Raw genomic sequence first — 24,471 nt, 5'->3', positions numbered from 1 at the left:
CTCGGCAGACAAACGGCGTTGTCTGTCGCTAAAATGGAAACTTTTTCTCCTAAAACAGGTGAAAAGGTGTATATTGCTCGTTTACAACCCAATATTTCCAATTTTTAACCATTATAATGAAAATTTCAGTATTTCGTCTGGGCGTCATTGCAATGAGCAGCCTGGGCTTCTTCAACAACGCTATCGCACAGGAGGCGGAGAAGGTGAAATATGATGCGCACGTGCTCTTTCACCCGCTTTTCAACTTCCAGCCCGGCAACGAATACCGGACGGGAAGTGGAGCCCCTGGCCCCAAATACTGGCAGAACCGCGCCGATTACAAGATCAACGTAGCGCTCGAAGAGGAGAAAGGGACCGTGAGCGGGGAAGTAGAGCTTACCTATAAAAACAACAGTCCTGAAAACCTGGAATTTATCTGGCTGCAACTCGATCAGAATGCATTCGGCAGCCATTCCAGAGGCGCTCAAACCACGCCGGTTACCGGTGGCCGTTTCGGCAATATGGGCTTCGATGGAGGTGATTCCATCAGATCCGTAACTGTTCAGCAAGGTAAGGGCGCATTCGTGGATGCGGAGTACAAAGTTGTCGACACGCGGATGCAAATCAGGCTCAAAACGCCGGTGAAAGCCAATGGCGATGCGATCAAAATCAAGCTGGCTTATTCATTCAAAGTCCCTGAATACGGCTCCGACCGCATGGGAACGCTCGAAACCAAAAATGGTATCGTGTACGAAATGGCCCAATGGTACCCTCGCGTAGCGGTTTTCGACGATATCGAAGGCTGGAACCTGCTTCCCTACCTGGGCGCAGGCGAGTTTTACCTCGAGTATGGTGATTTTGAATACAATGTGACTGTTCCCTGGGACCATATCGTAGTAGGATCGGGCGAATTGCTCAATCCGAATGAAGTCCTCACCGCCGAACAACGTAAAAGACTGGCTGACGCCGCCAAAAGCGACCAGACCGTCGTGATCCGCAGCGCGGAAGAAGTTACCAACCCGAATACGCGTCCGAAACAATCGGGTACGTTAACTTGGCGCTTCCGTTGCGTGCAGGCGCGCGATATCGCGTGGGCTACTTCCAAAGCATTTGTGTGGGATGCGGCGCGTATGAACCTGCCGAAGGGCAAAACCGCATTGGCGCAGTCGGTATACCCGGCTGAGGATGGCGGGCTCGAAGGCTGGGGCCGCTCGACGGAGTATGTGAAAGGCTGTATCGAGTTCTATTCCAATTATGTACATGAATATACCTACGCTGTGGCGACCAATGTGGCCGGTATCGTGGGTGGTATGGAATATCCGGGGATCGTTTTTTGCAGCAGCAAAAGCCGCAAGGACGACTTGTGGGGCGTAACCGACCATGAGTTCGGCCATAACTGGTTCCCGATGATAGTGGGTAACAACGAGCGCAAATATGCGTGGATGGATGAAGGTTTTAACACGTTCATCAACTTCCTGTCGGGCGATAACTTCAACAATGGCGAGTATAAAACGACCCAGATGAACGATATGCACCGCCTGGCGCCGATGATCTTCCGCCCGAAAGCAGACCCGATCATGACAATCCCTGATGTGGTACAAGCCGTAAACCTGGGCTGGGAAGCCTATTACAAGCCTGCATTGGGCCTTAAAATGCTACGCGAGCAAATCCTCGGAAAGGACCGTTTCGACTATGCGTTCAAAATTTACGTGCAGCGCTGGGCATTCAAGCATCCGACGCCTTACGATTTCTTCCGTACCATCGAGGACGCGGCTGGTGAAGACCTGGGCTGGTTTTGGAAAGGTTGGTTCTTCGAGAATTATAAGCTCGACCAGTCGGTGAAGGAAGTAGCTTATGTGGAGCAAAACCCGCAAAAGGGCTCTTACATTACCATCGAAAACCTCGATCAGATGGCCATGCCGGTGAAAGTGGATATCGAAGAAGTAAGCGGTAAGAAAACGCGCGTTGAATTGCCGGTGGAAATCTGGCAACGCGGCGGCGCGTGGACCTTCAAAGCGGCTACGCAGGGACCTATCCGCGCGGTAACGATCGATCCGGAGCACAGTTTCCCGGATATCAATCCAGAGAACAATGTATGGAAACCGGCTTCTTACAATGCCGAGCCGGATGTGAACTAAGCATTCATAACAACAGAAAAGCCTTCCAACTGTAACAATTGGAAGGCTTTTTTATGGGTTAATGCTGATGATCAAATGGTAAGTAACATGGCGCCGTACGAATAGCCGCCGCCAAATACAGTGATCACGATATTTTCGCCCTTTTTAAATTTCTCCTTATTCTCCGAAAGCGCGATCGCGCAGCCGGCGCAACCCGTGTTACCGAGGTATTGGATGTTCGAAATCAGTTTTTCGGCAGGGATACCCAGCGTATTGATCACGTTCAGGCTGATGCGGTGGTTGGCCTGGTGCGGGATCAGGTAATCAAGGTCGTTGATAGTCAGGCCGCATTCCTGCAATACCCGCTGGCTTACCTTGGGCATATATACACACGCATTCTGGAACACATCGCGGCCGAAAGGCATCACTACGCCCCGGTCGTTGGGTCGTAGTACTACCGCTTCAATAGCCTTTCCGCTGGTGGCCGCGCCGCCCGTTATAAGCTTTTTAATTTGCATATCGCCTTCCGTCTGCCGCTCTTTGGAAATGAGCATTGCAGAAGCACCATCGCCCCACAAATGGCCGGAAACGGTGTCCATTTCATTGTAATAGGCCGTATTATGATCGGAAACCACTACCAATGCCTTCGACGCTTTGCCCATGGCGAAATAGCCTTCGACGATCTCGATCGCATTGAGCAGCGACGAGCAGGCGGAGGAAATGCTCACGACCGGAATGTCGGGGATTTGAAGCTGGTGCTGTACCGCGTGGGCCAGCGTAACGATCGTGTCGTAAGGCGTATAAGTGGCCCCTACGATCAGATCTATCTCGTTTTTACTGTATGGGATATTTTCGAGCAATGTATCGACCGCCTTCATGGCCATGGTCGAGGTATTTTCGTCTGCGGATGCTTTACGTCTTTCTGAGATTCCCGTTCTTTCCGTTATCCACTCGTTAGATAGGTTGTTGAGATTTGTAAAATATTCATTACCAATAACTTCGCTTGGCAGATAATGACTAACCGTATTAATATACATGATTGAGAAGTTGACTTCGCAAGCTACAATTCTTTTCGATTCCGAAAGTTAAATATTTCGTAGAAATCGTAGCACTTGATATTTGAACAATTCAATAATAAATTTATATAATTATACTAATGTCTCTTGAAAATTAGAGGATTATGAATCTAAAATGTCGTTATAAAACGACAAGAGTTTTTCTCCCTCGCACGTCCAGTTATACATTGTCTCCGCGGCTTTCCGGCCATTTCCTCCCATTTGCGACCGCATTGCATCATTGGTAATGCAGCTTTCCAATGCATTACACAGTGCTTCCGCGTCGTAAGGAGAAATACAGAATCCGCACCCGGAGGGCTCCACAATCTGCCGGTAAACCGGGAAATCGGAAGTAATGACTGGCAATTTTAGTGCCATGTATTCAAACAGCTTCGTCGGGAACGATTCAGGGTAATCGGCTACGGGTTTCAGCAAGGCAATGCCGGCCACCGACTGCCGCGCATACCGCAATGCTGCTTTCTGATCGGTATAGCCGTGAAATGTGACATTATTTTTTGCTGTTTGATAACCGGCTATCGCTTCCAGCTCGGCTTTCTTCACTCTTACGGGCCCAAACAAGTGTAAATGGCATTCGGGATAGCTGTTTTTCAATAGTGCCAATGCGTTGATCATCGTATCAAGGCAACGCTCCATGGATACCACACCCAGGTAGAAAATCTCAGGCGCTGGTATGCGTAAGTGCCCGCGCGCACGTATGCACTCGTGTGTGTGGGAGTCGATAACCGGCAGCGATACGTAATTGTGGACAACCGAGTACGGTTTTGCCAGATCGTGATACGCTTCAAGATAGGCATCGTCCGTAAAAATGCAGTAGAAATTCCGGCGTGCCAGTTTATCAAAATAATGGAATAGTCTTTTGAATATCAGGCTATTATTATATCGTTTGATCGCAAATTTCTTGAACAGGTTTTCCTGCACTTCGTAGATCACTTTTGCTCCGGCCCATTGGAAAAGGAATGCGATGGGAATCAACTCTGGCACAAAAATGTGGACGATGTGGGCCCTCAGCCACAGGCATTTGAACAATGCAACAGGATGTGTAAGCAGAATTCTGGGCAGTAGCCGTTCGAATTTCGGCAGGCCAATCAAATGGAGCTTTTCCTTCAAACCGCCTCGAACTCCCGGCAATGCGCAAAATACCTCGTAATGCCCTTGGAGCGAGGGCGCGATCTTGTACATAATCCGCGAGTCTGTCGCAGGATGCACCGTGCTGAGCAGCAGCACGCGTTTCATGCGCCGGTGACGATCGCCACGCCCGAGGAAGTACCGATGCGTGCGGCACCGGCTTCGATCATCGCAATTGCCTGTTCGTAAGTCTTAATGCCGCCCGAAGCCTTGATTTTCACCTCCGCAGGCAGAATCGACCGCATTTTGCGAACCGTTTCCACTTCCGCACCGCCCGGACCGAACCCTGTGGACGTTTTGACAAAATCAGCTTTCGCCTCGGCGCAGATTTCGCAAGCCGTGTAAAGGTCGAACGAATCGAGGGATACCGTTTCAATGATCACTTTCAGCAATGCATTCTGCCCGTGCGCGAGGTCGGCGAGTTGTTTCAATTCCTCGCGAATGCTCAGGTAAGCCATCGATTTGAATTGCGACAGGTTCATCACCACATCAAGCTCGGTGGCGCCGTTCTGCAATGCTTCCGTGGCTTCGGCAACCTTTGTGGTGGTCGTCGAATAGCCCATCGGAAAACCGATTACCGTCGCGATTTCAATTTTTATTGGACAAAATTCCAGCATTTCGACGACATATGGCACGTAAACCGGCGCTATACATACCGCTTTGAACTGGTGTATCCAGGCTTCTTCGCAGATTTTCCGGATATTGGTTTCGCTCGCCGTTGCGGAAAGCAGCGTGTGGTCGATGTAGGAAGAGAGATTGTCCATAAAAAAGGAAAAACCCCGCCGGAAAGGCAGGGTCTCACATAATATCAGGCACTATTTAAGCTTTGCTTTTTTCTTTTTTGGCAGCCTTTTTCGCAGGCGCTTCTTTTGCTTCTTCGGATACCTCAGATGCAGCTTCCGCAGCCGGCTCGGCAGCGGTTTCTACTTCGCCTTCGGTTACCACAAATGCTTCGGGCGTGTATTTCGAAAGCAGGTTGTACCAGGAAATGACTTTTTTGATATCCGAAACATACACTTTCGTGCGGTCGAACTCCGGAAGTACCTCAGCAAGAAACTCGATGAGTTCTTTGTCCGATGAAGTTTTGGCAGACAATGTAACCTCTTCACCGTGGATTTCACGGATTTTCAGGAACACGTCCGACAGGGCAACAGATTCTTCTGCACCGTCTGTAAAGATCGAAACGTCTTTCAATACCGATACGCGCGCAGTCGGGCCGATCAGCGTTTTTTCACGTTTTTCGTCCAGGCTTTCCACGATCACGCCCGCACGGCTGGGTTTCAGAATGCGGAACAAACCTGGCTTGCCGGATACATTGGCTACTTCTTTCAACAAATCCATTCCTGTTGACTCTACTTTTTCACTCATCCTTTCTTACTATGGTTATATCTTGATTTTAATGTTGGATGCGGCAATTGAATTTTTGCGCAAAATAACGGAAAGATTGTCCGGGAAACAACCGATATGCTATTTTGTCTTCACAAACGACTGATTATAAGTTTCTATTGCGGCCAATACAGGCTCGCGACCCTCGTTTTTCTCGGCCGATGTAACGTACATTTCAGGCACTTCTTCCCACATTTCTCCCATTTTACGTTTGTAAGCTTCCACCTGGGCGGCTACCTGGCCGGGTTTGAGTTTATCTGCTTTGGTGAATATAATTTCAAAAGGAATGCCTGCTTCGCCTAATGCGGCCATAAATTCGAGGTCTACGGCCATGGCGCTGTGGCGGACGTCCACCAGCACAAATGTACAAATCAGATTTTCGCGGTAATGCAGATAATCGTGGATCATTTTTTCCCACTTGTCGCGCTCCACCTTGCTCACTTTGGCATAACCATAACCGGGCAAATCGACGAGGTACCAGACATCGTCGATGATAAAATGGTTGATCATCTGTGTTTTTCCCGGTTGCTGCGAGGTTTTGGCCAATGCCTTTTTGTTCGTCAGCATGTTGATCAATGACGATTTACCCACATTGGAACGTCCGATAAATGCATATTCGGGAAGGATGGGCTCCGGACATTTTTCGTAGTCCGTATTGCTCATCACATATTTAGCTTCCTGAACTTTCATGGTATTCTGGTGTTAATGAAGTTGCGAAGTTACCCTTTTTGAGCTTCTTATCCGCAAAAGGTGCGAGATAGCGCGGCTGTCCATCATTGTGTAAAATAAAACAAAGGCGTATTTTCGTTATGGAATACTCAAATCAAAAATCATATTTAATCAAATGAAAAATCTTAAAAATCTCGGGTTCGCGATCGTGGCATTGATGCTGGCCATGTCCGTGGCAGTAGCCGGGGAAGGAGATAAAAAAGCGGCCGAGAAGGGCATCCAGTTCATTGAAGGCTCATGGGCTTCACTCCTTAAAAAAGCCAAAAAAGAGAACAAACTGATCTTTCTCGACGCTTACACCACCTGGTGCGGGCCATGCAAGCTGCTGCAAAAGAATGTCTTTACGCGTGAGGACGTAGCCGCGACTTTCAACGGGAATTTTATCAATGTGAAGATCGATATGGAAAGTGGAGAAGGCCCCTCACTCGTGAAAAAGTATCCTATCGAAGGGTATCCGACATTGTTTTTCATCAATGGAAAAGGCAAGGTGGTGAAGCAATTGCTGGGTTACCAGCAACCTCAGGATCTCATCAAAGCAGCCAAATCCGTGCAAAAAGGACCTGCTATCTAAATTATTAGTATAAAAAAGAAAACCCCGTAGAATGGCTCTGCGGGGTTTTCTTTTTTGCACTAATCTTATTCGTAATAGTTGGGAACGCGGTGGCCGCTGCTTTCCAGCAAACGGTCCTTGCGGAACAACTGAACGTCGGCGGCAACCATGTCGTTTACCAGCGCTTTCAGGTCGTATTTCGGTTTCCAGCCCAATTTCTCCATAGATTTCGTAGGATCGCCGATCAGCAATTCCACCTCGGTCGGACGGAAATAACGTGGGTCAACCGCTACAACTTCCTTGCCGATCTCGATCTGGAATTCCGGATTATTGCATTTTACCACTTTCGCGATCTCTTCTGCTCCTTCTCCACTGAATTCGACTTCAATGCCTACTTCCGCAAATGCCATTCTCACAAATTCGCGGATGCGCGTGGTAACACCGGTCGCGATCACGAAATCCTCGGGCGTTTCCTGTTGCAGGATGAGCCACATCGCTTCTACGAAGTCTTTGGCATGGCCCCAGTCGCGTTGCGCGTCGAGGTTACCGAGGTACACTTTATCCTGCAAGCCCAATGCGATACGTGCTACCGCGCGGGTGATCTTGCGCGTTACGAAAGTTTCGCCACGCAATGGCGACTCGTGGTTGAAAAGAATACCATTCACTGCGAACATATTATATGCTTCGCGGTAGTTGACTGTGATCCAGTAACCGTAAAGTTTCGCGACCGCATAAGGTGAACGCGGGTAGAACGGCGTGCGCTCCGACTGCGGTACTTCCTGTACCAAACCGTACAATTCCGAAGTAGATGCCTGGTAAATCTTCGTTTTTTGGGTTAATCCCAGCAAACGCACCGCTTCAAGGATACGGAGTGTTCCGATACCGTCGACGTTGGCCGTGTATTCAGGTTCTTCGAAACTCACCTGCACGTGCGACATCGCCCCCAGGTTGTATATTTCATCCGGCTGAACTTCCTGGATGATGCGGATAATATTCGTAGAATCGCTCAGGTCGCCGTAATGAAGGTGAAAGCGCACGTTTTTCTCGTGCGGGTCTTCGTAAATATGGTCGATCCGCTGGGTATTGAACAACGAACTGCGGCGTTTGATACCATGCACTTCATATCCCTTGCTCAAAAGGAGCTCGGCCAAATAGGCACCATCCTGGCCGGTGATTCCTGTAATAAGCGCTTTCTTCATTCTGTTGGTAGTATGTATATGTGGATAAAATTATCCGGTTAATAAGTGATTACATTAATTGTGGTCGGAAGCCGGGCTGACCAACAGGCTCCGCTTGATATCCACCCTGTCCGCGAGGATCACGGCGGAAGCATATTGTTCACGGATCAGATCAAGGTATTGCTCTGCGTCGCTTCGGTACATAAAATCGCCCACCTTCACGCGGTAGGTCGGCTGGGTGTACGAAACGTAAGGGTTCAAATCCGGAAAGGCCTGGTAAACATAGGACTTCGCACCATCCGCTTCCTGCCTCACATTTCCTACATAAATCTGGATCCTGAAACCGTTGATGTAGCGGATAGATTTGTTCTGCTTCGCCAGCGTATCCAGCACCGATTCCAGTTTCCTGTTGACGTACAACGGCTTATCCACATCGGCTTTCGGAACATTGCTGTTCTTTGCGGGTGTCGTCGGCTCCGGACGGGTTACGAGGGCGGGTTCCACATATTCGTAGCGCGGCCGGACCGCCGAGAGATCTTCCCTGTACTCGGAACCGGAGCTCACGACCGACTTTTTGGCACAACCCGAAATCAGAATGATACCAAGATGCAGAGCCCATAAAAATTTCTTTTTTAGCGTCATATCCTGAACCATTGTAACTGAGCCCACAAACTTAATCAAAATTGGATGAATCACCATACCACTTAATTTTGAATGTAATACCTAACTTTACCCGGTTTATTCCCGATTTCAATGCTAGTACAGTCCAACGTTTCGCTTCGTCATCTCAATACATTCGGGCTCGATGCCGATGCCAGATATTTTATAAATGTGCGCTCTGTCGATGAGCTAACGGCCGTTTTACGTGATCCTGAGTGGAAGGAAACGCCGAAATTCATCCTTGGCGGGGGAAGCAATATTTTGCTCACGAAGAACATCGACGCCCTCGTGATTCACCCCGGGATCAAGGGCATTACAATCATAGAAGAAAATGAGGAAACGGTCGTGCTCGAAGTGGGCGCGGGCGAGGTTTGGCACGATTTCGTCATGTATTGTGTGGATAATGGCTATGGTGGTGTGGAAAACCTATCGCTCATTCCCGGCACGGTAGGCGCAGCGCCCATGCAGAATATCGGGGCTTACGGCGTCGAGATCAAAAGTGTGATCGAATCGGTGGCGGGTGTTGATATTGAAAAGGGTGAGAAACGTGTTTTCAGCAATGCGGAATGTGAATTTGGCTATCGTGAAAGTGTATTCAAGAAAGCATTGAAGCACAAATATGTGATCACAGGTGCCACTTTCAGGCTCAGCAAAAAACCTGTTTTGAATGCAGCCTACGGCGATGTGCAGAAAACATTGCAGGAAATGGGCGCCGAAAACCCGACCATCCGCGACATTAGCCAGGCCATTATGCAGATCCGCCGCAGCAAGTTGCCCGACCCTGCGGAAATCGGTAATGCGGGAAGTTTTTTCAAAAACCCTGAAATACCGGTTGCTCAGTTTACGCAGCTACGGGAAACCTTTCCGGAAGTGCCCGGTTATCCTGTGGACGCTGGAACGGTGAAAGTACCGGCCGGATGGCTGATCGAACGGGCCGGATGGAAGGGTTACCGCGAAGGCGAAATAGGGGTCCACGCGCGCCAGGCGTTGGTATTGGTCAATTATGGGGGTGGTACAGGGGCTGAGATCAAGGCATTATCAGAAAAAATCCAGGAATCGGTGGCGGCGAAGTTCGGTATCCGGCTCAACGCAGAAGTTAATTTTATATAGTATCCTATGCACCGCAAAAAGTTATATACCACATTTGCCCTGCTCGCAATATTTATCATTGTTTTCTTCCTGAAAGATCGGTTTACCGTCGAGCCCTATCAGGACGAGCACCATTACCTGCCTACGGCGGTCCTTTTCAGCACCGAACCGATTCCCTCTTTGCATTTGCTCCAAACCTATAATGAGCTTAATACGCCGATCCCGTTCATTCTCGGGGGGTGGGTGTTGCGGGTTTTCGGAGAAGATATTCAGAACCTTCGCCTCCTTACCGCATTTACAAGTTTCGCATTGCTGATGCTTTTCGTTTGGTACAGTCCCGAACGCACAAAGCGTTTCTGGCTTTGCCTCGGCGGGTTACTGATTTTCCCCAATTATTACCTCGTCAGCGTCTACTATTACACCGACATTTTCGCGATGGTGTTTACGCTCGGCGGTGTGATCGCCTATTTACGGAAATGGCATTGGGTGGGCTTCCTGTCGCTGGCTGCGGCGGTCTGCTGTCGACAATATATGCTCGCATTCCCTGCGGCGATCCTGGCTTATGAAGTGTTTAAAAACATACAATGGAGCGCTAATCCGGTGACTTTGGTAAAAAGCGTATTCTCTGATCCCGCTTGGATCTGGTACGCACTGGCGGTGCTGGTTATCGTTCCGTGGGTGGTAATCTGGCACGGGCCCGCCCCGGCATCGGTTATGGCCGATCAGCATTATGATTCGGACAAGCTGGTGAATTATAACTTCGGCTATTTAATGTACGCCTCGGCGGTGGTAGCTGTCTATTATATCGTTCCCGAGACGCTGGTAACCCGCCGTTTTTCGCATTTTCTTGGATATCCGCGCAAGCATCCGGTCATGTTCGCCGGTTTCCTGGTGGTCATCGCGGCGATTATCGCCTTTTTTCCTGCCAGGCAGGCCTATAATCCTTATTTCACCTGGCCATACCTGGGTTATGTGGATGAATTATTGATGAAAATCGGTGTCAGCGGATTGCTGAAACAACTGGTTTTCGGGGTTTTGATGCTCGTCACGCTCACCCGTTTCGTATCTCCCCGTTTCAATCTCGCTACCTGGGTTTTTTTGCTGAATATCCTGTTGCTCGGTAAGGCGCAGTTGTCGTGGGATAAATACTCTCTGCCGATGATCATGGTTTTGTGGTTCCTGGCCATGTACGACGAGCATTGGCTGCCGTCCGAAACGCGCACCGCAAACAAGCCGGAGGCATTAAATGTAAAATATTAAAGATATATTTATAACCGGGCGTCGATCTCCCATTTGTCCGCCAGCGGCCAGTCCGACGGGCATTCAATAGCCATCAAAAACAGCATTTTAATGAAATGAACTTTACACACTCAAAACTTTTCCTGCTTTCCTTCCTTTTTTGCTGCATCACAGGCGCTGCCAGTGCCCAGCGGTTTTTCTCGGTGGTTTTCGACAAGCTGCCACGTGAAATGCAGCTGTATGCGCGGGCCGATGATAATCTGGCAGATGTGCCTATTTCCGGCATGATAGAGCTGGCTGGCTGGGACCATATGTCCGTAGTGACGTTCCGGAACAATGTGCGGACCGCTTACCAGAAATCGGCCATCAATTACGGCAGTAGCACGACCGGTAAATTCTCGATGACGCCCAAAATCAAGGCGGAAATGGCCGATTACTCATTTGAAGTGTATGCCTGCCACGAGACCGACTCCGTACTGATCGTGCGCCGTAACCAGATAGTGGCGGGGGACTTCTACGTGATCAGCGGCCAGTCCAATGCGGCTGCTACCGTTTTCGGGGCCTGGTCGAGCAAATATGCGCGCACCATTGCCCGCACACCCGATAACATACCCGCAACAACGCCCGGGGACACGCTCTGGACCGTCGCCGCGTGGTCGTGGACGTACGTGGGCGCGTGGGGCCTTGAAATGCAAAAGGAGATTTTGGAGCGCGACAGCATTCCGACCTGCGTGATCAACGGTTCGCTCCCGGGAGCAAAATTGAGTGACTTTCTAAACAGGGACCCCAGGGATTCTACGAGCTTTTCCATTTACGGTGGGTTGGTCAAACGGGTACGCGTAGCAAATCCAGCCCGTATCAGGGCGTTTGTGTGGATGCATGGCGAACAGGAAGCATTTGAAAATATCGGTAACTACGCCGAGGAGTATGACAAGCTCTATAAGAATTGGGTCCATGATTTTCCCGAAGTCGAGCAGTATGTGGTTGTCCAGGCGAACCTCATTATATTAAGAAATAACATACCCAACCCGGTGGGGGGCTCGATACGCGATTTTCTGAGGAGGACAAAATACATTTATCCTAAAACAGATCACTTTGCGGCCATCGGAACGCCCGAATATGATGGTGTGCATTATCATCGGCCTGGCTATGAGGAGTTTGGTCGCCGGATGTACCACTTTTTGGCGCCCCGCATTTACGGCTCTAAGGACTCGGACAATGTGAGGAGCCCGGACATTAAAAAAGCATTTTATACCAATGCCGAGAAAAAGGAAATCGCGCTGATTTTCGACGAGGGCCAGGAGTTGAAATGGCCCGCCGACTCGACCGTGACGGGGCAGGACGGTAAGCCGCTCGTTTTGAGCCTTAAAAATTTCTTTTACCTCGACGGCGACGAACAGAAGGCAGCATTCTCAGCTGGAAAAGCACAGGGCAACCAGGTAACGCTGACGCTTAAAGAAGCTTCCACGGCAACAAAGCTTAGCTACCTGCCTTCATTTTACCCGGAGAACCTGCCTTTGACAGAACCTTTTTCGTTCAATATAGCCATTTACACCGGTCCGTATTTGCGGAACAAGCGTGGTCTGGGCGCGTTTTCGTTCGATAAAGTGGCCATTGGTATGCTGTTGCCAAATGTTGCGCTCTCGGCCAACCGTACCTACAACTCGGTGATACTGACCTGGCCTGCCGTGGAAACCGCTACCAGCTACGTATTGCAACGCAAAATATCCGATTCTGCACCTTACGAGGTATTGAAAACGCTCGACGGCCAGACGCTCTCCTTCGAAGACCGCGACATCGAGCTCAATGCGACTTATACTTACCGCATTCAGGCATTCAGCGAAATCTCGCAATCGAACTACTCGACCGTGACTGTTGACCTGAGCCCGATCCTGGGCAACGAGATCGGCGCCAAAAACATGCTCTGGCAACTGTTCCCGAACCCGACCGACCGCGTGTTGCGCGTGGAGTTCAAGAATGCGGCTACCGGTACCATGGCGATTTTGAATGCGAAAGGACAGATCCTGCACCGGAAAGCATTAAAAGCATCCAAAGGCGAGGAGATAAATGTAGCTACCTGGCCTACTGGCACATATCTTTTGAACTTCCAAAACCAGGACGGCGTCCGGACCGCACAACAGTTTATCAAACGCTAGCTATCAAGGTTTTTTCGCGGGAGGCGGGGCAATGTATTTTTCGTAAAACGAGTCAGGTTTTCCGAGATACTGTTCCGCCTCCTGCTGCGACCACCGCTTTCGCAATGTTTCGTACAGGCTTGGGTAGGCGTCATAAGGCATAGGAACGAACTTCAAATCTGCCGTATCCCACAGCGCAGTAATGCGGTTGAATCGCGCGGCCCTTGATAACCGCCCCAGCCCTACCACTGCGGGAAGTGCCAGCGCCAGCACAATGGCCATACAAGTCATATTGGCCCGCAAAGCCGCAAATACCTTGGGTAGCGGCTGACTCGTAAAGGGGTACAGCAGACAGCAGCCGATCACGATCAGCACCGGCATCATGCCACGCAGCAGCATATCGTTCACCTTACCGACCCTGATGAGTGGAAAAAGCAGTGTAATGCAGATCAGCAGCAAAAACGGCACCGTTGCAATTCCCGGGAGTCCCGCCCGCCGGGCAGCCAAAAATACAATCACAAACAGCAGCACATCCGTAACCGTATTGGCGAGGTATTCGCGCAGTAAATTGCCCGCATCGCTCCGGAACTCCCAGATCGGCCCATGCTCCGGCGGGTGTGGATGCGATTGAAACAATAGTAGCACCGGGACCGCCGCGATGACCGGTAGCAAAACCCTTTCAAAAAATTCACAAAACGAAATACGCCGCCGCATCCACCGAAAACCCAGCAACAGGGCTGTAATCAAACCCATTACGAATGCGGGAAAAACGGCCCACCAGAGCGCCAGCACCGTTGGAAAGCAAAGCCATGCATAATCCAGCCGGAAGCGGATTACATGGAAGAGCATTCCACCCAGGATAAGCGAAGGAATAAACTGGTTCGGTGCCCAAAACAGGTTTTCAAGGTTCGACCAATGTTCGACGCCAATCTCCTCGTATCTGTACAGCTGAACGGACCAATGTGCCGCGATGCCTTTAAAAACCCTCGGAAAGTCGCCTACACATAGCACGAGGAACACGGCCCACCATTTCCGGTTCAACGAGATGTAAATCCAGAGTAATCCGAGCGTAATGCCCAGGCTGGTCCAGATCAGGATTATGGCCGCTGAAATACTGCCGGTCAGCTTGAAAAACGCTGCGGGAACCAGGTAATAGCCAAAATAATAGGCCATTACCGGGCGGCCGACAGGAAAGCGAAGCGGCCAGTCGTTTTGCAGCAGCTCCTGAAATTTCGCATTGTGGCACCAATGGTCCATGGTTTGAAAAGCAAAACCGGTAATCCCCGATGCCATCGTCAGTACCACTGCTGCAATGAACGCGAAGCAGGCGTCTTTTAAATGAATAAATACTTTGCATAATTCATTTTCCTGCCAAATGATTTTAGATAGTATATAAAAAAGCAAGCTGATTCCGGCGATTGCAAATTCCGGTTTAGTCCAATATAAATAGTATATAATATTGGGAGTTAATAAATATATATTCGAAACCGTATAAAGCGTTTTATTTTGCATTTAAATAAAATAATGTGCGTATGACCTATTTGAATTATTTTCCGGCAATAGCGCTTGTGGAATATTAATTCAAATTCTATTTATGAACCAGGATGTAAAGCTTTCGCAGGTAATCCCGGTTTACAATGCAAAATCGGATAAGGTTGCTTCGGCCGCCTATGTTCAGCTTTTTGCTGATCCTGCGCTTGTAGTTTTCAATGCTTTTAGGCTCAATAACGAGGCATGTCGCTATTTCGGCGGTGGTAAGGCCATCGGTCATGAAAGACAGCACGTCCCATTCGCGATCGGTCAGTCGAAGTAATTTCTGGTTGATGGACTGGCAACCATCGGCCAGTAGTATGGAGGATTTTTTTGATACCGGGGTCATGGAGAGCGTGATGAAAGTGATATTTCGAAAAGGGTTTTCTGGCTGCAATTGTGAAATACAACCTGAGATAAAAGCAAAGTTATTTGTTTTATTAAAAATAAAAACCCCTCAAAAATTGAGGTGTTTGATCTAAAATTTTGAGGGGTTAATGAAATAGGTGAAGTAGAATAGTAGATATAGTTTTACGGAAACTACTTTATCTATATCGTTATGCACACTAATATTAATTTTGCCAGATGTATTCTGGCCTGTTTTCTTTTCCTAAATGCAAATCATTTATTTGCAAATGGCTTAAAAAATGAAAATGAGGCGGATCTCGATCCGGTTTTGTTTTCAATGTCTGCGGATAGGTCCGTTGTGAAGGTGGGCGAGGAGTTCTCGATCGATGTTCATTGCACGCTGCGCGACTTTTCGGGCCTCCGGTTGTTTCCTGTCTCACTCGATGGCGAGTTTGTTTTGAAAGTCGTTTTTCCCGAAGGTTTTGTGCAAACGGCTGGCAATTATGATCACGCCGTGCCTGTGAAACTGCTTCGACCGGGTGATAAGGCGGTGTACCGGCTGACGGGCAAGTTTGTATCACGACCGCCTTCGGGAAAATTTATGCTGCTGCGAGGGACAAAGCATTCCGCTGAAACCGGGCGGTATCTTTACCGCGGAGAACTGGCCATCGCGGTGGATGATCCTGAGGCAACAGAAAAATCGTTGCGGCAGATGGCCGCCAATGCATTCAGCCAATGCCTGGAAGCAGAATCGATGTCCGGTGCCAACGGTCCGGTCACCAGCGATCCGAATGCTTCGAACGGGCAGACGCGCGGTGCGGAGAACCAGTACAACCATTTCGTCGATTATACCGTGAATGTACCTGCGGCGGGGCTTTATCAGGTGACATTGCGCTATTATTCCTCGGTGGCGCCGGTCGTAAATGTGACGGTCAACGGGGGTAATGCACAGAGCGTTTCCCTGCCTAATTCCGGCTCCTGGAACATTGCCTATACCGATTACACCTTTGCCGTGAACCTGAATGCCGGTGCCTCTACACTAAAAATAGCGGGCACAGGCGGAGGAAGTTGCCGCCAGGATAAAATCTGCGTCACGGGCGATCCGCAAAGCTGCACGGTAATGAACAAAGTAAGGCTGCAATGGCGCGCCGCCGACTTTAACCGGCTCAACGGAGCTAAAATTCAGGGTTCGAACGACGGTAACACCTGGACGGATATCTACACGATCGGTGTGAATGCGACGGGCAGCTGGCAGGAATTTACGTTCCCCAACGCGACACCCTACCAGCACGTACGCTATGCGGCGAGCCCGATAGGGTATGGCGAGTTGCGGGAAATCGAGTTTTTCGCCGGTGCTACCAAACTTTCGGGAACTGCGTTCGGTTCGGACCCGAATGTGGCCGGAATGGGCTGGCAATATGCTATGGATGGGGCCGTGAACATTTCGTGGCACGGGCAATACACGGGCATAGGCGCGCATGCGGGGCCAAGCAACTTTGTGGGCTTATCCATTACCGGCTGCGCTGTGACTTGCATTACACCTACGATTGTGCAAACGGCTGGAACGAATGTTTGCCCGGCAACTAACCAGCAGGTTACGCTGACAGCCTCGGGTTATTCGGGCAATGTGAGCTGGGTGCTCAATGGCTCATCTGCGGGGAGCGGCACATCGATAACCACGGTCAATGCCGGTACTTACACCGCTTCGAGCAGCAATGGTACTTGTACGAGCGGGCAGGCCAAGACCTTCGCCGTGGCGCAGGCAGCCAATTGCACGCCATCGTCGTTGGTACCCAAAATTTCTTCCAGCGGTTTTCCCGAAGTCCTCACCTTGTCGATCGCCCCCGATCCGGCCAATCCCGGAGGCTGGTTGCTGAGCGATGTCGGAACGGTGAGCTTGCCTGCGGGATATGAATGGTCCTATTTTATTGGTAGTAAATGGATGAGGACGAGTGCCAATCTTACCAATGAGCCCTGGCAGTCGAGCGTTCCGGGAAGGGTTGTGAAAATGGCGACGAAGATCGGGCTCGATACGCTCAACCGCTGGCCATGCCCACAGGAAGGTTGCAGTTACTATTATCAAAACGATGCCGTCGCACAGCTGGTGCCGGGCGCGCGGGGAGGACTCACCACTTTTATCTTTAACTGACCATGAAAAAACTGATCCTGCTATGGGTGCTCCTGGGCACCCTGACCCTTCATGCCCAAACCATACCGGTCACTTTCAAGAACACCATTCCCACCGGCTACGACCCGACGTCGCAAGCGCCCGGTTTTATGGAGGTGAGCCCGAATATCACCATGCCCGCGGGCCACGCGCTCGTGAAGCCGCCCACCAAGCAGTCGTACACATGGGCGCAGACGTTTGCGAAGGGCGGCACGCATTACAACCGGAACGAGCTCGGTAATGAAGGCTCGCTGGCGACATTCCGGACCACTTATCCCGACAAAGAATATAATGGCGTCCCGACCATCCCGTTGATTTTCGGCCTGCCCTGTGCCGGGCCGGAACAATGGGTAGATGGTTATAACAAAAAATGTTGGCCCAACGGCCCGTTCTCAGACGCGGAGGCCCGTGCGAAGGCCCATGAGGTATGGAACAGCGGTAATGCATCCAACCTCTGGATCGGGGAGACGATGGAGAACTTCCCCTTCATGCCTGCCGACAAGCCCATGTGGCATTCGTTCTATGACGAGCTCGCCGGACTGTACGAAGCAAAGAAAGCCCAGGACCAGAAGCCGTTTTTCCTTTGCCATAATTACTTCACGACAAGCCCCTATTACCTCGGAAACACATCCAAAACCCAGGCCGATTGGGAGGTCATGTACACGCAAGACCCGTCGCAATGGGCGATGAAAAGCTGGTTTCACCCGGGTGCGACGTTGTCGCGTACCAATACCGTGATGGAAGGGATTTACTTCGGGGCGTTCGATCTCAATCCGGGACAGGCGATGAATACGCTTTTCTGCATGGAACTCTGGCAAAAGCTCGGGAAATACACGGGTATGTTTTTCTTCAATCATCACGAGTGGGCACCGGAATCGTTCCCGGACAAGGTTACATTCCCGGAAGGAACATTTTTTCGCTCCGACAAGCCGGTTCATGACCCTGCATTTCAGATTTTGATGGGCTTTCTGGCGCACGAGTACGGCAATATATTCGTCGATTGGGGCACATTTCTGAAACAACCGGCCAGCAAGAAACCCATTGGCTACTATCAGCCGGTACATCAAAGTATGGATTACTGGCGGCCCAATGCGGGAGGGCCGGCAACATTTCCCTACTACTACCAGTTGGGCGTGGGTTTGCCGCCGCAGGATTTTTATTCGCCGTTGGCTGTCAGCAGCGATTACAGCTATTTCGGCAATTTATTGTGGATGCAAACGGGCGGAGTGGTAGCGAACGGAACGCCGTATTATTGTTCCTACCGCCTCGACGGTAACGCGTGGATCGACCGGAAGGTGACAGGCAGCGACATTGTGAGCGCGTACTTCACGAAAAGAGGCATTGCGAGGTGCCGTATTTCAGGGAGCAAGATGGTTTTGTATTACTTTAATATGTATGCGGATAACCTCAAACACGCTATCGAGATCAAACATCCAACCAATCCGGCCAAAAGCTACACAGGTACGGTATGTGGAAGCGGTATCCACGTCGTGCTGCTGGATATTTAATGGTGAAGTCGTGTTTCAGAAGACTTAGCTTCCCAGCCCGTAGCGCACAATGCAGTACAATGCGCGGAAGCCGTCTTTCCAGTTGATCTTCTTGCCTTCCTCATACGTGCGGCCGTAATACGACACGCCAACTTCGTAGATGCGGATTTTAGGCACTTTGGAGATTTTGGCGGTTACCTCAGGTTCGAAACCGAAGCGGTTTTCGACCAGCTTGAGGCTTTTAAGAATATCGGCGCGGAAGAGTTTGTAGCATGTTTCCATATCCGTCAGGTTGAGGTTGGTAAACATGTTGCTCAGGAACGTCAGGAACTTGTTCCCGATCGTATGCCAGAAAAAAAGGATGCGGTGCGGTCTTCCGCCCATGAAGCGGGAGCCGTACACCACATCCGCATATCCTTCGATAACCGGTTTTAGCAATATATTGAATTCCTGGGGATCGTATTCAAGGTCAGCGTCCTGGACGATAATGTAATCGCCTGTCGCGCGGCGGATGCCTGTGTGCAATGCCGCCCCTTTCCCCTGGTTGTATTCATGCCGGAAGTAAGCCACTTCCAGCTCTGGATTCTCTTCTATAAATTTTTTAGCAACCGCCTCCGTATTGTCGGCGGAACAGTCGTTCACAATTACGATCTCCTTTTGAAAATGGCCTATCAGTTCAACGGATTTGAGTTTATCCAGCACATTTCGGATTGTTTTTTCTTCATTGTAGGCAGGAACGATAACCGATAATTTCATCAGGGAAAGATATAGTGAGACTGTTTAAGAGTGAATCTTTATTGTTTCGGGGTTATTCGTTATTCAAAACACAATGAAGCTGCTCCAAGCAGCCCGGCGTCGTTAGCAAGCGTTGCACGTTTGATCGTGACGGTTTTCAAATAATAAGGTGTCAGCCAGTACTTGAAACGATCGTTAATTGCCGGCAAAATAAACTCAAATGAGGCAGAAATACCACCGCCGATCAAAATTGTTGTAATATCCAGTATACGGATCATCGAAACCAGACCTTCACCCAACAGGTAACCCATTTCTTGGAAAACAGCCTTTGCGAGCTCATCGCCTGCCGAAGCAGCTGCTACCAGGCCGGTGGTCGAGATGGTGCCGTCAGCAGGAAGTTGGGTAGTACCGGTGTAAGCCGCGCGCATGGCATTCGCCATGTCGAGCAGTTCTTTTTTACCGATGTTGCGTTCGAGGACTTTTCCGTTTTTGGAAGGCACGTGGCCCGGCTCCATTGCATTACCGCCGCCGCCTTTGAATACCTTTTTATCGATAATCGCCGCGCCGCCGATGCCGGTGCCGAGGGTTACGAAGATATAATCTTCCGGAAGTTTGTCTTCGCCGAAGTAATATTCACCCAAAGCAGCCGCATTCGCGTCGTTTTCCAGGTAAAAATCATGCTGAGGAAAGCGTGCTTTTAAATCCGGAACAATGGTGATCCCGTCGATTTCGGGGATTGCCGTGATTTCGATCAGCGTGGTCCTGTCGCGGGAAATGAGCCCCGGAACACCGATCCCTACTTTTTTAACTTCTGGATATTCTACCAGCTGGAGCGCAATTGCATCACCTAATCTGTCTATAAAATGCCCGGAGCTGCGCCAGCTGGCGGTATCGTGACTGTAAAAATTTGAGATTCTTCCGTCCGTAGCGTCAACGATCCCCATTTTTACGTTAGTACCGCCCACGTCTATACCGAGGTATTGTTCCATGAAATGAAAATATGGGTTTAATAAATAATTTTAAAAATGCGGCAATTTAGCAAAATTGCGCTATTGTTCACTCATTAATCCAAATCTCCCAACTGCGGGCGGATCAGAATTTCTTCCACAACTGCCCTGGGAGACAATGCATAGGCAGCCCAGATCGACTCGGCCACGTCGCCGGAGTCCATAAAACGGTCCTCGGGCAGGTCGGTGCCTTTCCAGCTGTCGGTGTAGGTTGCGCCGGGCAGGATAGCCGTTACACGTATATGGTGCCGCTTCATTTCTTCCCGCAATACCTTCGTCATTCCGTACAAAGCGAATTTTGAAATGCAATACGAGCCGCCATTCGGGTAAGCGATAATGCTGGCCGTGGAGCAAATGGTGAAGATATGGCCCTTTTTGTGCTCGATCATGCCCGGCAAAAGGCCGCGTGTGAGATGGTAAGCGCTGTACAGGTTGGTCTCCATCGTCTTTTCCAGCGTGCCCTCGGTCTCGTTATGGATTTGCCCGGGAATGAATACGCCGGTATTGTTGATAAGTACCTCTACGGGCGTAGCATGTTTGTGGATAAATGCGATGAACGCATCCACATCGGCCCTTACCGAGAGGTCGGCCGTTAAATAAGTGAATTTCGACTGGGGAAAACTTTCGCTGAATGTTTGTTGCAGTGCGAGCAGGTCGCTCTCGTTTCTCGCGCAGGTAATTACATCAAAGCCTTGTGCCAAAAATTTTTCTATCGCTGCCTTTCCGATCCCTTTTGTTCCACCGGTTACAACCGCTAATGGATTCATTTTTCTGATTACTTCTTTTTTTGCCTAATTTTCCCGAAAATATTGAATACAATTAAGATATCATGTCTGTAATCGGTAAATACTTCATTTTTTTAGGGACGTTGTTCGGGAAGGGCGAGAAATTATCGGTTTACTGGCGGAGGCTGATGGAGGAATGCGTGGGCATCGGCGTGAGCTCGATCTTCATCGTCGCGATCGTTTCCACGTTCATCGGCGCGGTGTCTTGTATTCAGACGGCCTATAACCTCGTTAGTCCCATTATACCTATCTCTACCGTGGCGCTCATCGTTCGCGACATGGAAATCCTCGAACTCGCGCCCACCATCACCTGTATCGTTCTGGCTGGAAAAGTGGGGTCCAATATCGCGAGTGAGCTTGGTACCATGCGCATTACGGAGCAAATTGATGCATTAGAGGTAATGGGGATCAATTCATCGTCGTACCTGGTGCTTCCGAAAGTCATCGCGGCGATGTTCACATTTCCGATGCTGGTTATTTTCTCCGCATTTCTGGGCATTATGGGCGGTTATCTCGCGGGAACATTAACCGGCGTGATCACCGAACGCGATTATTTATATGGTATCCGCGATTCCTTCGTGCCCTACAATATATTTTTCATGTGTGTAAAACCTTTTGTTTTCGGCTTTCTCATCGCTTCGATTTCCTCTTTCAAGGGATTTTTTACCTCGGGTGGAGCGTTGGAGGTAGGTAAGGCCAGCACACAGGCGGTGACCAATAGCTGTATTTCCATCCTCATCGCAGATTACCTGCTGGCACAGCTGCTTTTGTAAGCGTTCTCAACCGGACACAAAATGATTGAAATCAATAATATCTCAAAGGCATTCAACGGTAAGGCAGTTTTAAAAGGAATTTCGGCCCAGTTTCAGAAAGGGGAGACAAACCTGATCATCGGCGGCAGTGGTACCGGTAAAAGTGTATTGCTGAAATGCATGATCGGCCTCGTGAAACCCGACCAGGGCAGTGTACTCTACAACGGCCGCGATTTTTATAATTGCGACAAAGAAATGCAGCAGTCGATCCGCCGCGAAATGGGTGTGCTCTTCCAGGGCGGGGCATTGTTCGATTCTAAGACGGTAGAAGAAAATGTACGTTTCCCATTGGATATGCTTACCTCGCAATCTCCGGAAGAGAAGCGGGAGCGGGTGGCATTCTGTTTGCAAAGGGTAGGGCTCGAACAGGCCGCAAAACGGATGCCATCCGAGATCAGCGGCGGGATGAAAAAGCGTGTCGGTATTGCGCGGGCTATCGTGATGAACCCGGCTTACCTTTTTTGCGACGAACCCAACTCCGGCCTCGATCCACTGACATCGGTGAAGATCGACGAACTGATCAAAGAGATTACGGAAGAGTATCAAGTCACCACTATCATCATTACCCACGACATGAATTCTGTAATGGAGATCGGGCAGAACATTATGTTCCTCTACCAGGGCGACAAGCTGTGGGAAGGCGTGAATTCAGAGATCACCAAGACGACGGTGCCTGAGCTGAAAGAATTCCTTTTTTCCAACAAGCTGCTGCGCGAAATGCAGGAATAACCTGCATTGTCATTTTCGGGTTGCCGGCCGTCGCAGCGCCGGGATATTTTTCCTTTCGAGCAAAAAAACTACCACCGCGAAGATCGCGAGCACGCCCATATGCACGGGCACGGAGATCCATAAATCGGTTATTTTAAGGAGCGACGAAGCGTAAATCAGCAAGGCTCCACCGCCAATGTAGCCTATTGCGGAGGCGATGTCATACGGCACGGGGTAAAACTTTTGACCGAAATAGTAGCATAGTGCGAGCATGATAAAGCCGGACAATGCGAATGCGATCGCAAACCCCATGTAACCTATCTGTGGAACCAATGCGAAGCTCGTCGCGATGGTAATGCCTGCGCCCGTGAGCGTGAGCCAGGTTCCGTATTGCGTTTTGTCGGTCAGCTTAAACCAGGTAGCCAGGTTGTAGTACACCCCCAGGAACAAATATCCCGCCAGCAGCCAGGGTACCACGGCCAAGCCTTCGTGATAAATCTTCTTTTTCAGGAACAATTCCGCGAATAGGTCAAGGTTCAGGCATATGCCCACCCATATGAGCACGCATATGATGATGAAATATTTGGTAACCTTCGCGAAAACCGGCGGCGCATTCTTGTCTTCGCCTTTGGAAAAGAAAAACGGCTCCGCGGCATATTTGAATGCCTGAATGGCCAGGTTCATGAAGATCGAGAGCTTGTAGCACTGCACGTAAATACCGATGGCCGTTTCGTTGCTGCGGCCGGGGTAGAAGCCTTCCGGCAGAAGGAACTGGATGAATGCACGGTCGAAAAGCATATTCAGCACACCGCCGACGTTCATCACCATCACGGGAAATGCATAAACCCATACGGGCTTGAAAAGATCGCGGCTGAACACGAACCGGAAGTCGGCGAACTCCTTCCGAAGCATCCAGAAGAAGGCCAGGTTGGCGACGAGGTTGGCGAGTACAATGTAGTCCGGTGCGTGCAGCGGGTTATAAAACAGGTCGACGGCCGGTTGCAGGAATGTGAGGTATTCTCCTGCGTGAATATCGCGGCAGACAAGCAGGAAGAACAAGTTCAGGAAAATGTTAATGAGAATGTTGGCAACCCGGATGATCACGAATTTCTTGCCCTGCCCTTCGAGCCGCAGCCTTGCAAACGGGATTGAGACAATGCCGTCCGTAGCCATAATGATCGCGAACATCCGCACAATGGAGGCGGAATCGGGATATTTGATGAGCTCGGCTATGGGCCCCGAGAGCACGAACATAAATGTGGAGCAGACAAGGCTCACGACGATCACGGCACTTAATATCAGGTCATAGTATTGTTTTCGGTCCTTTTCCTCCCGCGCAAAGCGGAAGAATGCCGTTTCCATGCCGAACGTGTACAGCACGAGCGCGAGCCCGGCGTAGGCGAAAAGCTGCCCCTGTGCGGCGATTTGCTGAGGTTCAAAAAGCTTGGTATGCAGGGCCACCAGCAGGTAGTTTAAAAAGCGGCCCAGCATGGTGCTGATGCCGTAGGTGGCGGTTTCACTGGCCAGTTTCTTCAGTACGCTCATTCAATGCGGGATTTTCCACCGCAAATATAGGTGAGTAACCGCCAATAAAAGGAAAGGCCCTTCCCGTTTCGTGGGAAGGGCCTT

22 protein-coding genes are annotated in these 24,471 nt (G+C 50.1%); 9 read left to right on the top strand and 13 right to left on the bottom strand.

Annotated elements, in window-relative coordinates; all coding sequences use genetic code 11:
- Positions 1-116: 116 nt before the first annotated feature.
- On the top strand, positions 117-2,117 hold the full coding sequence (locus BMW93_RS12185; protein WP_090375851.1) for a M1 family metallopeptidase: 2,001 nt from the start codon (positions 117-119) through the stop codon (positions 2,115-2,117).
- A gap of 71 nt (positions 2,118-2,188) precedes the next feature.
- Here BMW93_RS12185 and BMW93_RS12180 read toward each other — a convergent pair whose 3' ends face one another.
- The 5 genes from BMW93_RS12180 to yihA all read right to left on the bottom strand — a co-directional run bounded on the left by BMW93_RS12180 (position 2,189) and on the right by yihA (position 6,373).
- Positions 2,189-3,133: a 3-oxoacyl-ACP synthase III family protein gene (locus tag BMW93_RS12180; RefSeq protein WP_090375848.1), complete on the bottom strand. Its 945-nt coding sequence runs from the start codon at positions 3,131-3,133 to the stop codon at positions 2,189-2,191.
- A 141-nt stretch (positions 3,134-3,274) separates the two neighbouring features.
- Positions 3,275-4,405, bottom strand: coding sequence for a glycosyltransferase (locus tag BMW93_RS12175; protein WP_090375845.1), 1,131 nt, complete (start codon positions 4,403-4,405; stop codon positions 3,275-3,277).
- The gene (gene deoC / locus BMW93_RS12170) at positions 4,402-5,061 is read right to left on the bottom strand and encodes a deoxyribose-phosphate aldolase (protein WP_090375843.1); all 660 of its coding nucleotides are present in this window, start codon (positions 5,059-5,061) and stop codon (positions 4,402-4,404) included. Before deoC ends, BMW93_RS12175 begins: the two co-directional genes overlap by 4 nt.
- A gap of 55 nt (positions 5,062-5,116) precedes the next feature.
- Positions 5,117-5,665 carry a DUF5606 domain-containing protein gene (locus tag BMW93_RS12165; RefSeq protein ID WP_090375840.1) on the bottom strand — a complete coding sequence of 183 codons (549 nt, stop codon included), beginning with the start codon at positions 5,663-5,665 and terminating at the stop codon, positions 5,117-5,119.
- A 99-nt stretch (positions 5,666-5,764) separates the two neighbouring features.
- On the bottom strand, positions 5,765-6,373 hold the full coding sequence (gene yihA / locus BMW93_RS12160) for a ribosome biogenesis GTP-binding protein YihA/YsxC (protein WP_090375837.1): 609 nt from the start codon (positions 6,371-6,373) through the stop codon (positions 5,765-5,767).
- A 154-nt stretch (positions 6,374-6,527) separates the two neighbouring features.
- Here yihA and BMW93_RS12155 point away from each other — a divergent pair, with 154 nt between their 5' ends.
- A complete protein-coding gene (locus BMW93_RS12155; protein ID WP_090375835.1) occupies positions 6,528-6,983 on the top strand; it encodes a thioredoxin fold domain-containing protein in 456 nt (151 codons plus the stop codon).
- Between the two features lie 65 nt (positions 6,984-7,048).
- Here BMW93_RS12155 and gmd read toward each other — a convergent pair whose 3' ends face one another.
- Together gmd and BMW93_RS12145 are read right to left on the bottom strand one after the other, a co-directional pair.
- A complete protein-coding gene (gmd, locus tag BMW93_RS12150; protein WP_090375832.1) occupies positions 7,049-8,161 on the bottom strand; it encodes a GDP-mannose 4,6-dehydratase in 1,113 nt (370 codons plus the stop codon).
- 54 nt (positions 8,162-8,215) lie between these two features.
- Complete coding sequence (locus BMW93_RS12145; protein WP_229240388.1) at positions 8,216-8,782, bottom strand: SPOR domain-containing protein; 567 nt, start codon at positions 8,780-8,782, stop codon at positions 8,216-8,218.
- A 111-nt stretch (positions 8,783-8,893) separates the two neighbouring features.
- Here BMW93_RS12145 and murB point away from each other — a divergent pair, with 111 nt between their 5' ends.
- The 3 genes from murB (at position 8,894) to BMW93_RS12130 (ending at position 13,284) form a co-directional block, all read left to right on the top strand.
- A complete protein-coding gene (gene murB, locus BMW93_RS12140; protein WP_090375826.1) occupies positions 8,894-9,910 on the top strand; it encodes a UDP-N-acetylmuramate dehydrogenase in 1,017 nt (338 codons plus the stop codon).
- Positions 9,911-9,916: 6 nt separating this feature from the next.
- On the top strand, positions 9,917-11,149 hold the full coding sequence (locus BMW93_RS12135) for a hypothetical protein (protein WP_090375823.1): 1,233 nt from the start codon (positions 9,917-9,919) through the stop codon (positions 11,147-11,149).
- A 95-nt stretch (positions 11,150-11,244) separates the two neighbouring features.
- Complete coding sequence (locus BMW93_RS12130) at positions 11,245-13,284, top strand: T9SS type A sorting domain-containing protein (RefSeq protein WP_229240386.1); 2,040 nt, start codon at positions 11,245-11,247, stop codon at positions 13,282-13,284.
- Between the two features lie 3 nt (positions 13,285-13,287).
- Here the strand turns inward: BMW93_RS12130 and BMW93_RS12125 are convergent, their stop codons facing one another.
- The gene (locus BMW93_RS12125) at positions 13,288-14,520 is read right to left on the bottom strand and encodes a hypothetical protein (protein ID WP_143061642.1); all 1,233 of its coding nucleotides are present in this window, start codon (positions 14,518-14,520) and stop codon (positions 13,288-13,290) included.
- A 331-nt stretch (positions 14,521-14,851) separates the two neighbouring features.
- A complete protein-coding gene (locus tag BMW93_RS36255) occupies positions 14,852-15,034 on the bottom strand; it encodes a helix-turn-helix transcriptional regulator (RefSeq protein WP_409013093.1) in 183 nt (60 codons plus the stop codon).
- A 444-nt stretch (positions 15,035-15,478) separates the two neighbouring features.
- Between BMW93_RS36255 and BMW93_RS12115 the strand changes: the two genes are divergently transcribed.
- Together BMW93_RS12115 and BMW93_RS12110 are read left to right on the top strand one after the other, a co-directional pair.
- Positions 15,479-17,290: a discoidin domain-containing protein gene (locus BMW93_RS12115; protein ID WP_177194072.1), complete on the top strand. Its 1,812-nt coding sequence runs from the start codon at positions 15,479-15,481 to the stop codon at positions 17,288-17,290.
- 2 nt (positions 17,291-17,292) lie between these two features.
- Positions 17,293-18,816: a hypothetical protein gene (locus BMW93_RS12110; RefSeq protein WP_090375812.1), complete on the top strand. Its 1,524-nt coding sequence runs from the start codon at positions 17,293-17,295 to the stop codon at positions 18,814-18,816.
- Positions 18,817-18,840: 24 nt separating this feature from the next.
- On the opposite strand, the gene BMW93_RS12105 is transcribed toward BMW93_RS12110, so the two are convergent.
- From BMW93_RS12105 to BMW93_RS12095, 3 genes are all read right to left on the bottom strand, one after another.
- Positions 18,841-19,551 carry a glycosyltransferase family 2 protein gene (locus tag BMW93_RS12105; RefSeq protein ID WP_090375809.1) on the bottom strand — a complete coding sequence of 237 codons (711 nt, stop codon included), beginning with the start codon at positions 19,549-19,551 and terminating at the stop codon, positions 18,841-18,843.
- A gap of 59 nt (positions 19,552-19,610) precedes the next feature.
- Positions 19,611-20,519, bottom strand: a complete 909-nt coding sequence (locus tag BMW93_RS12100; RefSeq protein WP_090375807.1) for an ROK family protein — start codon at positions 20,517-20,519, stop codon at positions 19,611-19,613.
- Positions 20,520-20,593: 74 nt separating this feature from the next.
- A complete protein-coding gene (locus BMW93_RS12095) occupies positions 20,594-21,304 on the bottom strand; it encodes an SDR family oxidoreductase (protein ID WP_090375805.1) in 711 nt (236 codons plus the stop codon).
- Positions 21,305-21,366: 62 nt separating this feature from the next.
- Between BMW93_RS12095 and BMW93_RS12090 the strand changes: the two genes are divergently transcribed.
- Complete coding sequence (locus BMW93_RS12090; protein ID WP_090375803.1) at positions 21,367-22,095, top strand: ABC transporter permease; 729 nt, start codon at positions 21,367-21,369, stop codon at positions 22,093-22,095.
- A gap of 21 nt (positions 22,096-22,116) precedes the next feature.
- Positions 22,117-22,863 carry an ABC transporter ATP-binding protein gene (locus BMW93_RS12085; protein ID WP_090375801.1) on the top strand — a complete coding sequence of 249 codons (747 nt, stop codon included), beginning with the start codon at positions 22,117-22,119 and terminating at the stop codon, positions 22,861-22,863.
- Positions 22,864-22,872: 9 nt separating this feature from the next.
- Here BMW93_RS12085 and BMW93_RS12080 read toward each other — a convergent pair whose 3' ends face one another.
- Positions 22,873-24,387, bottom strand: coding sequence for a lipopolysaccharide biosynthesis protein (locus BMW93_RS12080; RefSeq protein ID WP_090375799.1), 1,515 nt, complete (start codon positions 24,385-24,387; stop codon positions 22,873-22,875).
- Between the last annotated feature and the right edge of the window lie 84 nt (positions 24,388-24,471).

Source organism: Dyadobacter sp. SG02, from assembly GCF_900109045.1.
Taxonomy (GTDB): domain Bacteria; phylum Bacteroidota; class Bacteroidia; order Cytophagales; family Spirosomataceae; genus Dyadobacter.
This window is presented reverse-complemented; position numbering and strand designations above follow the sequence as displayed.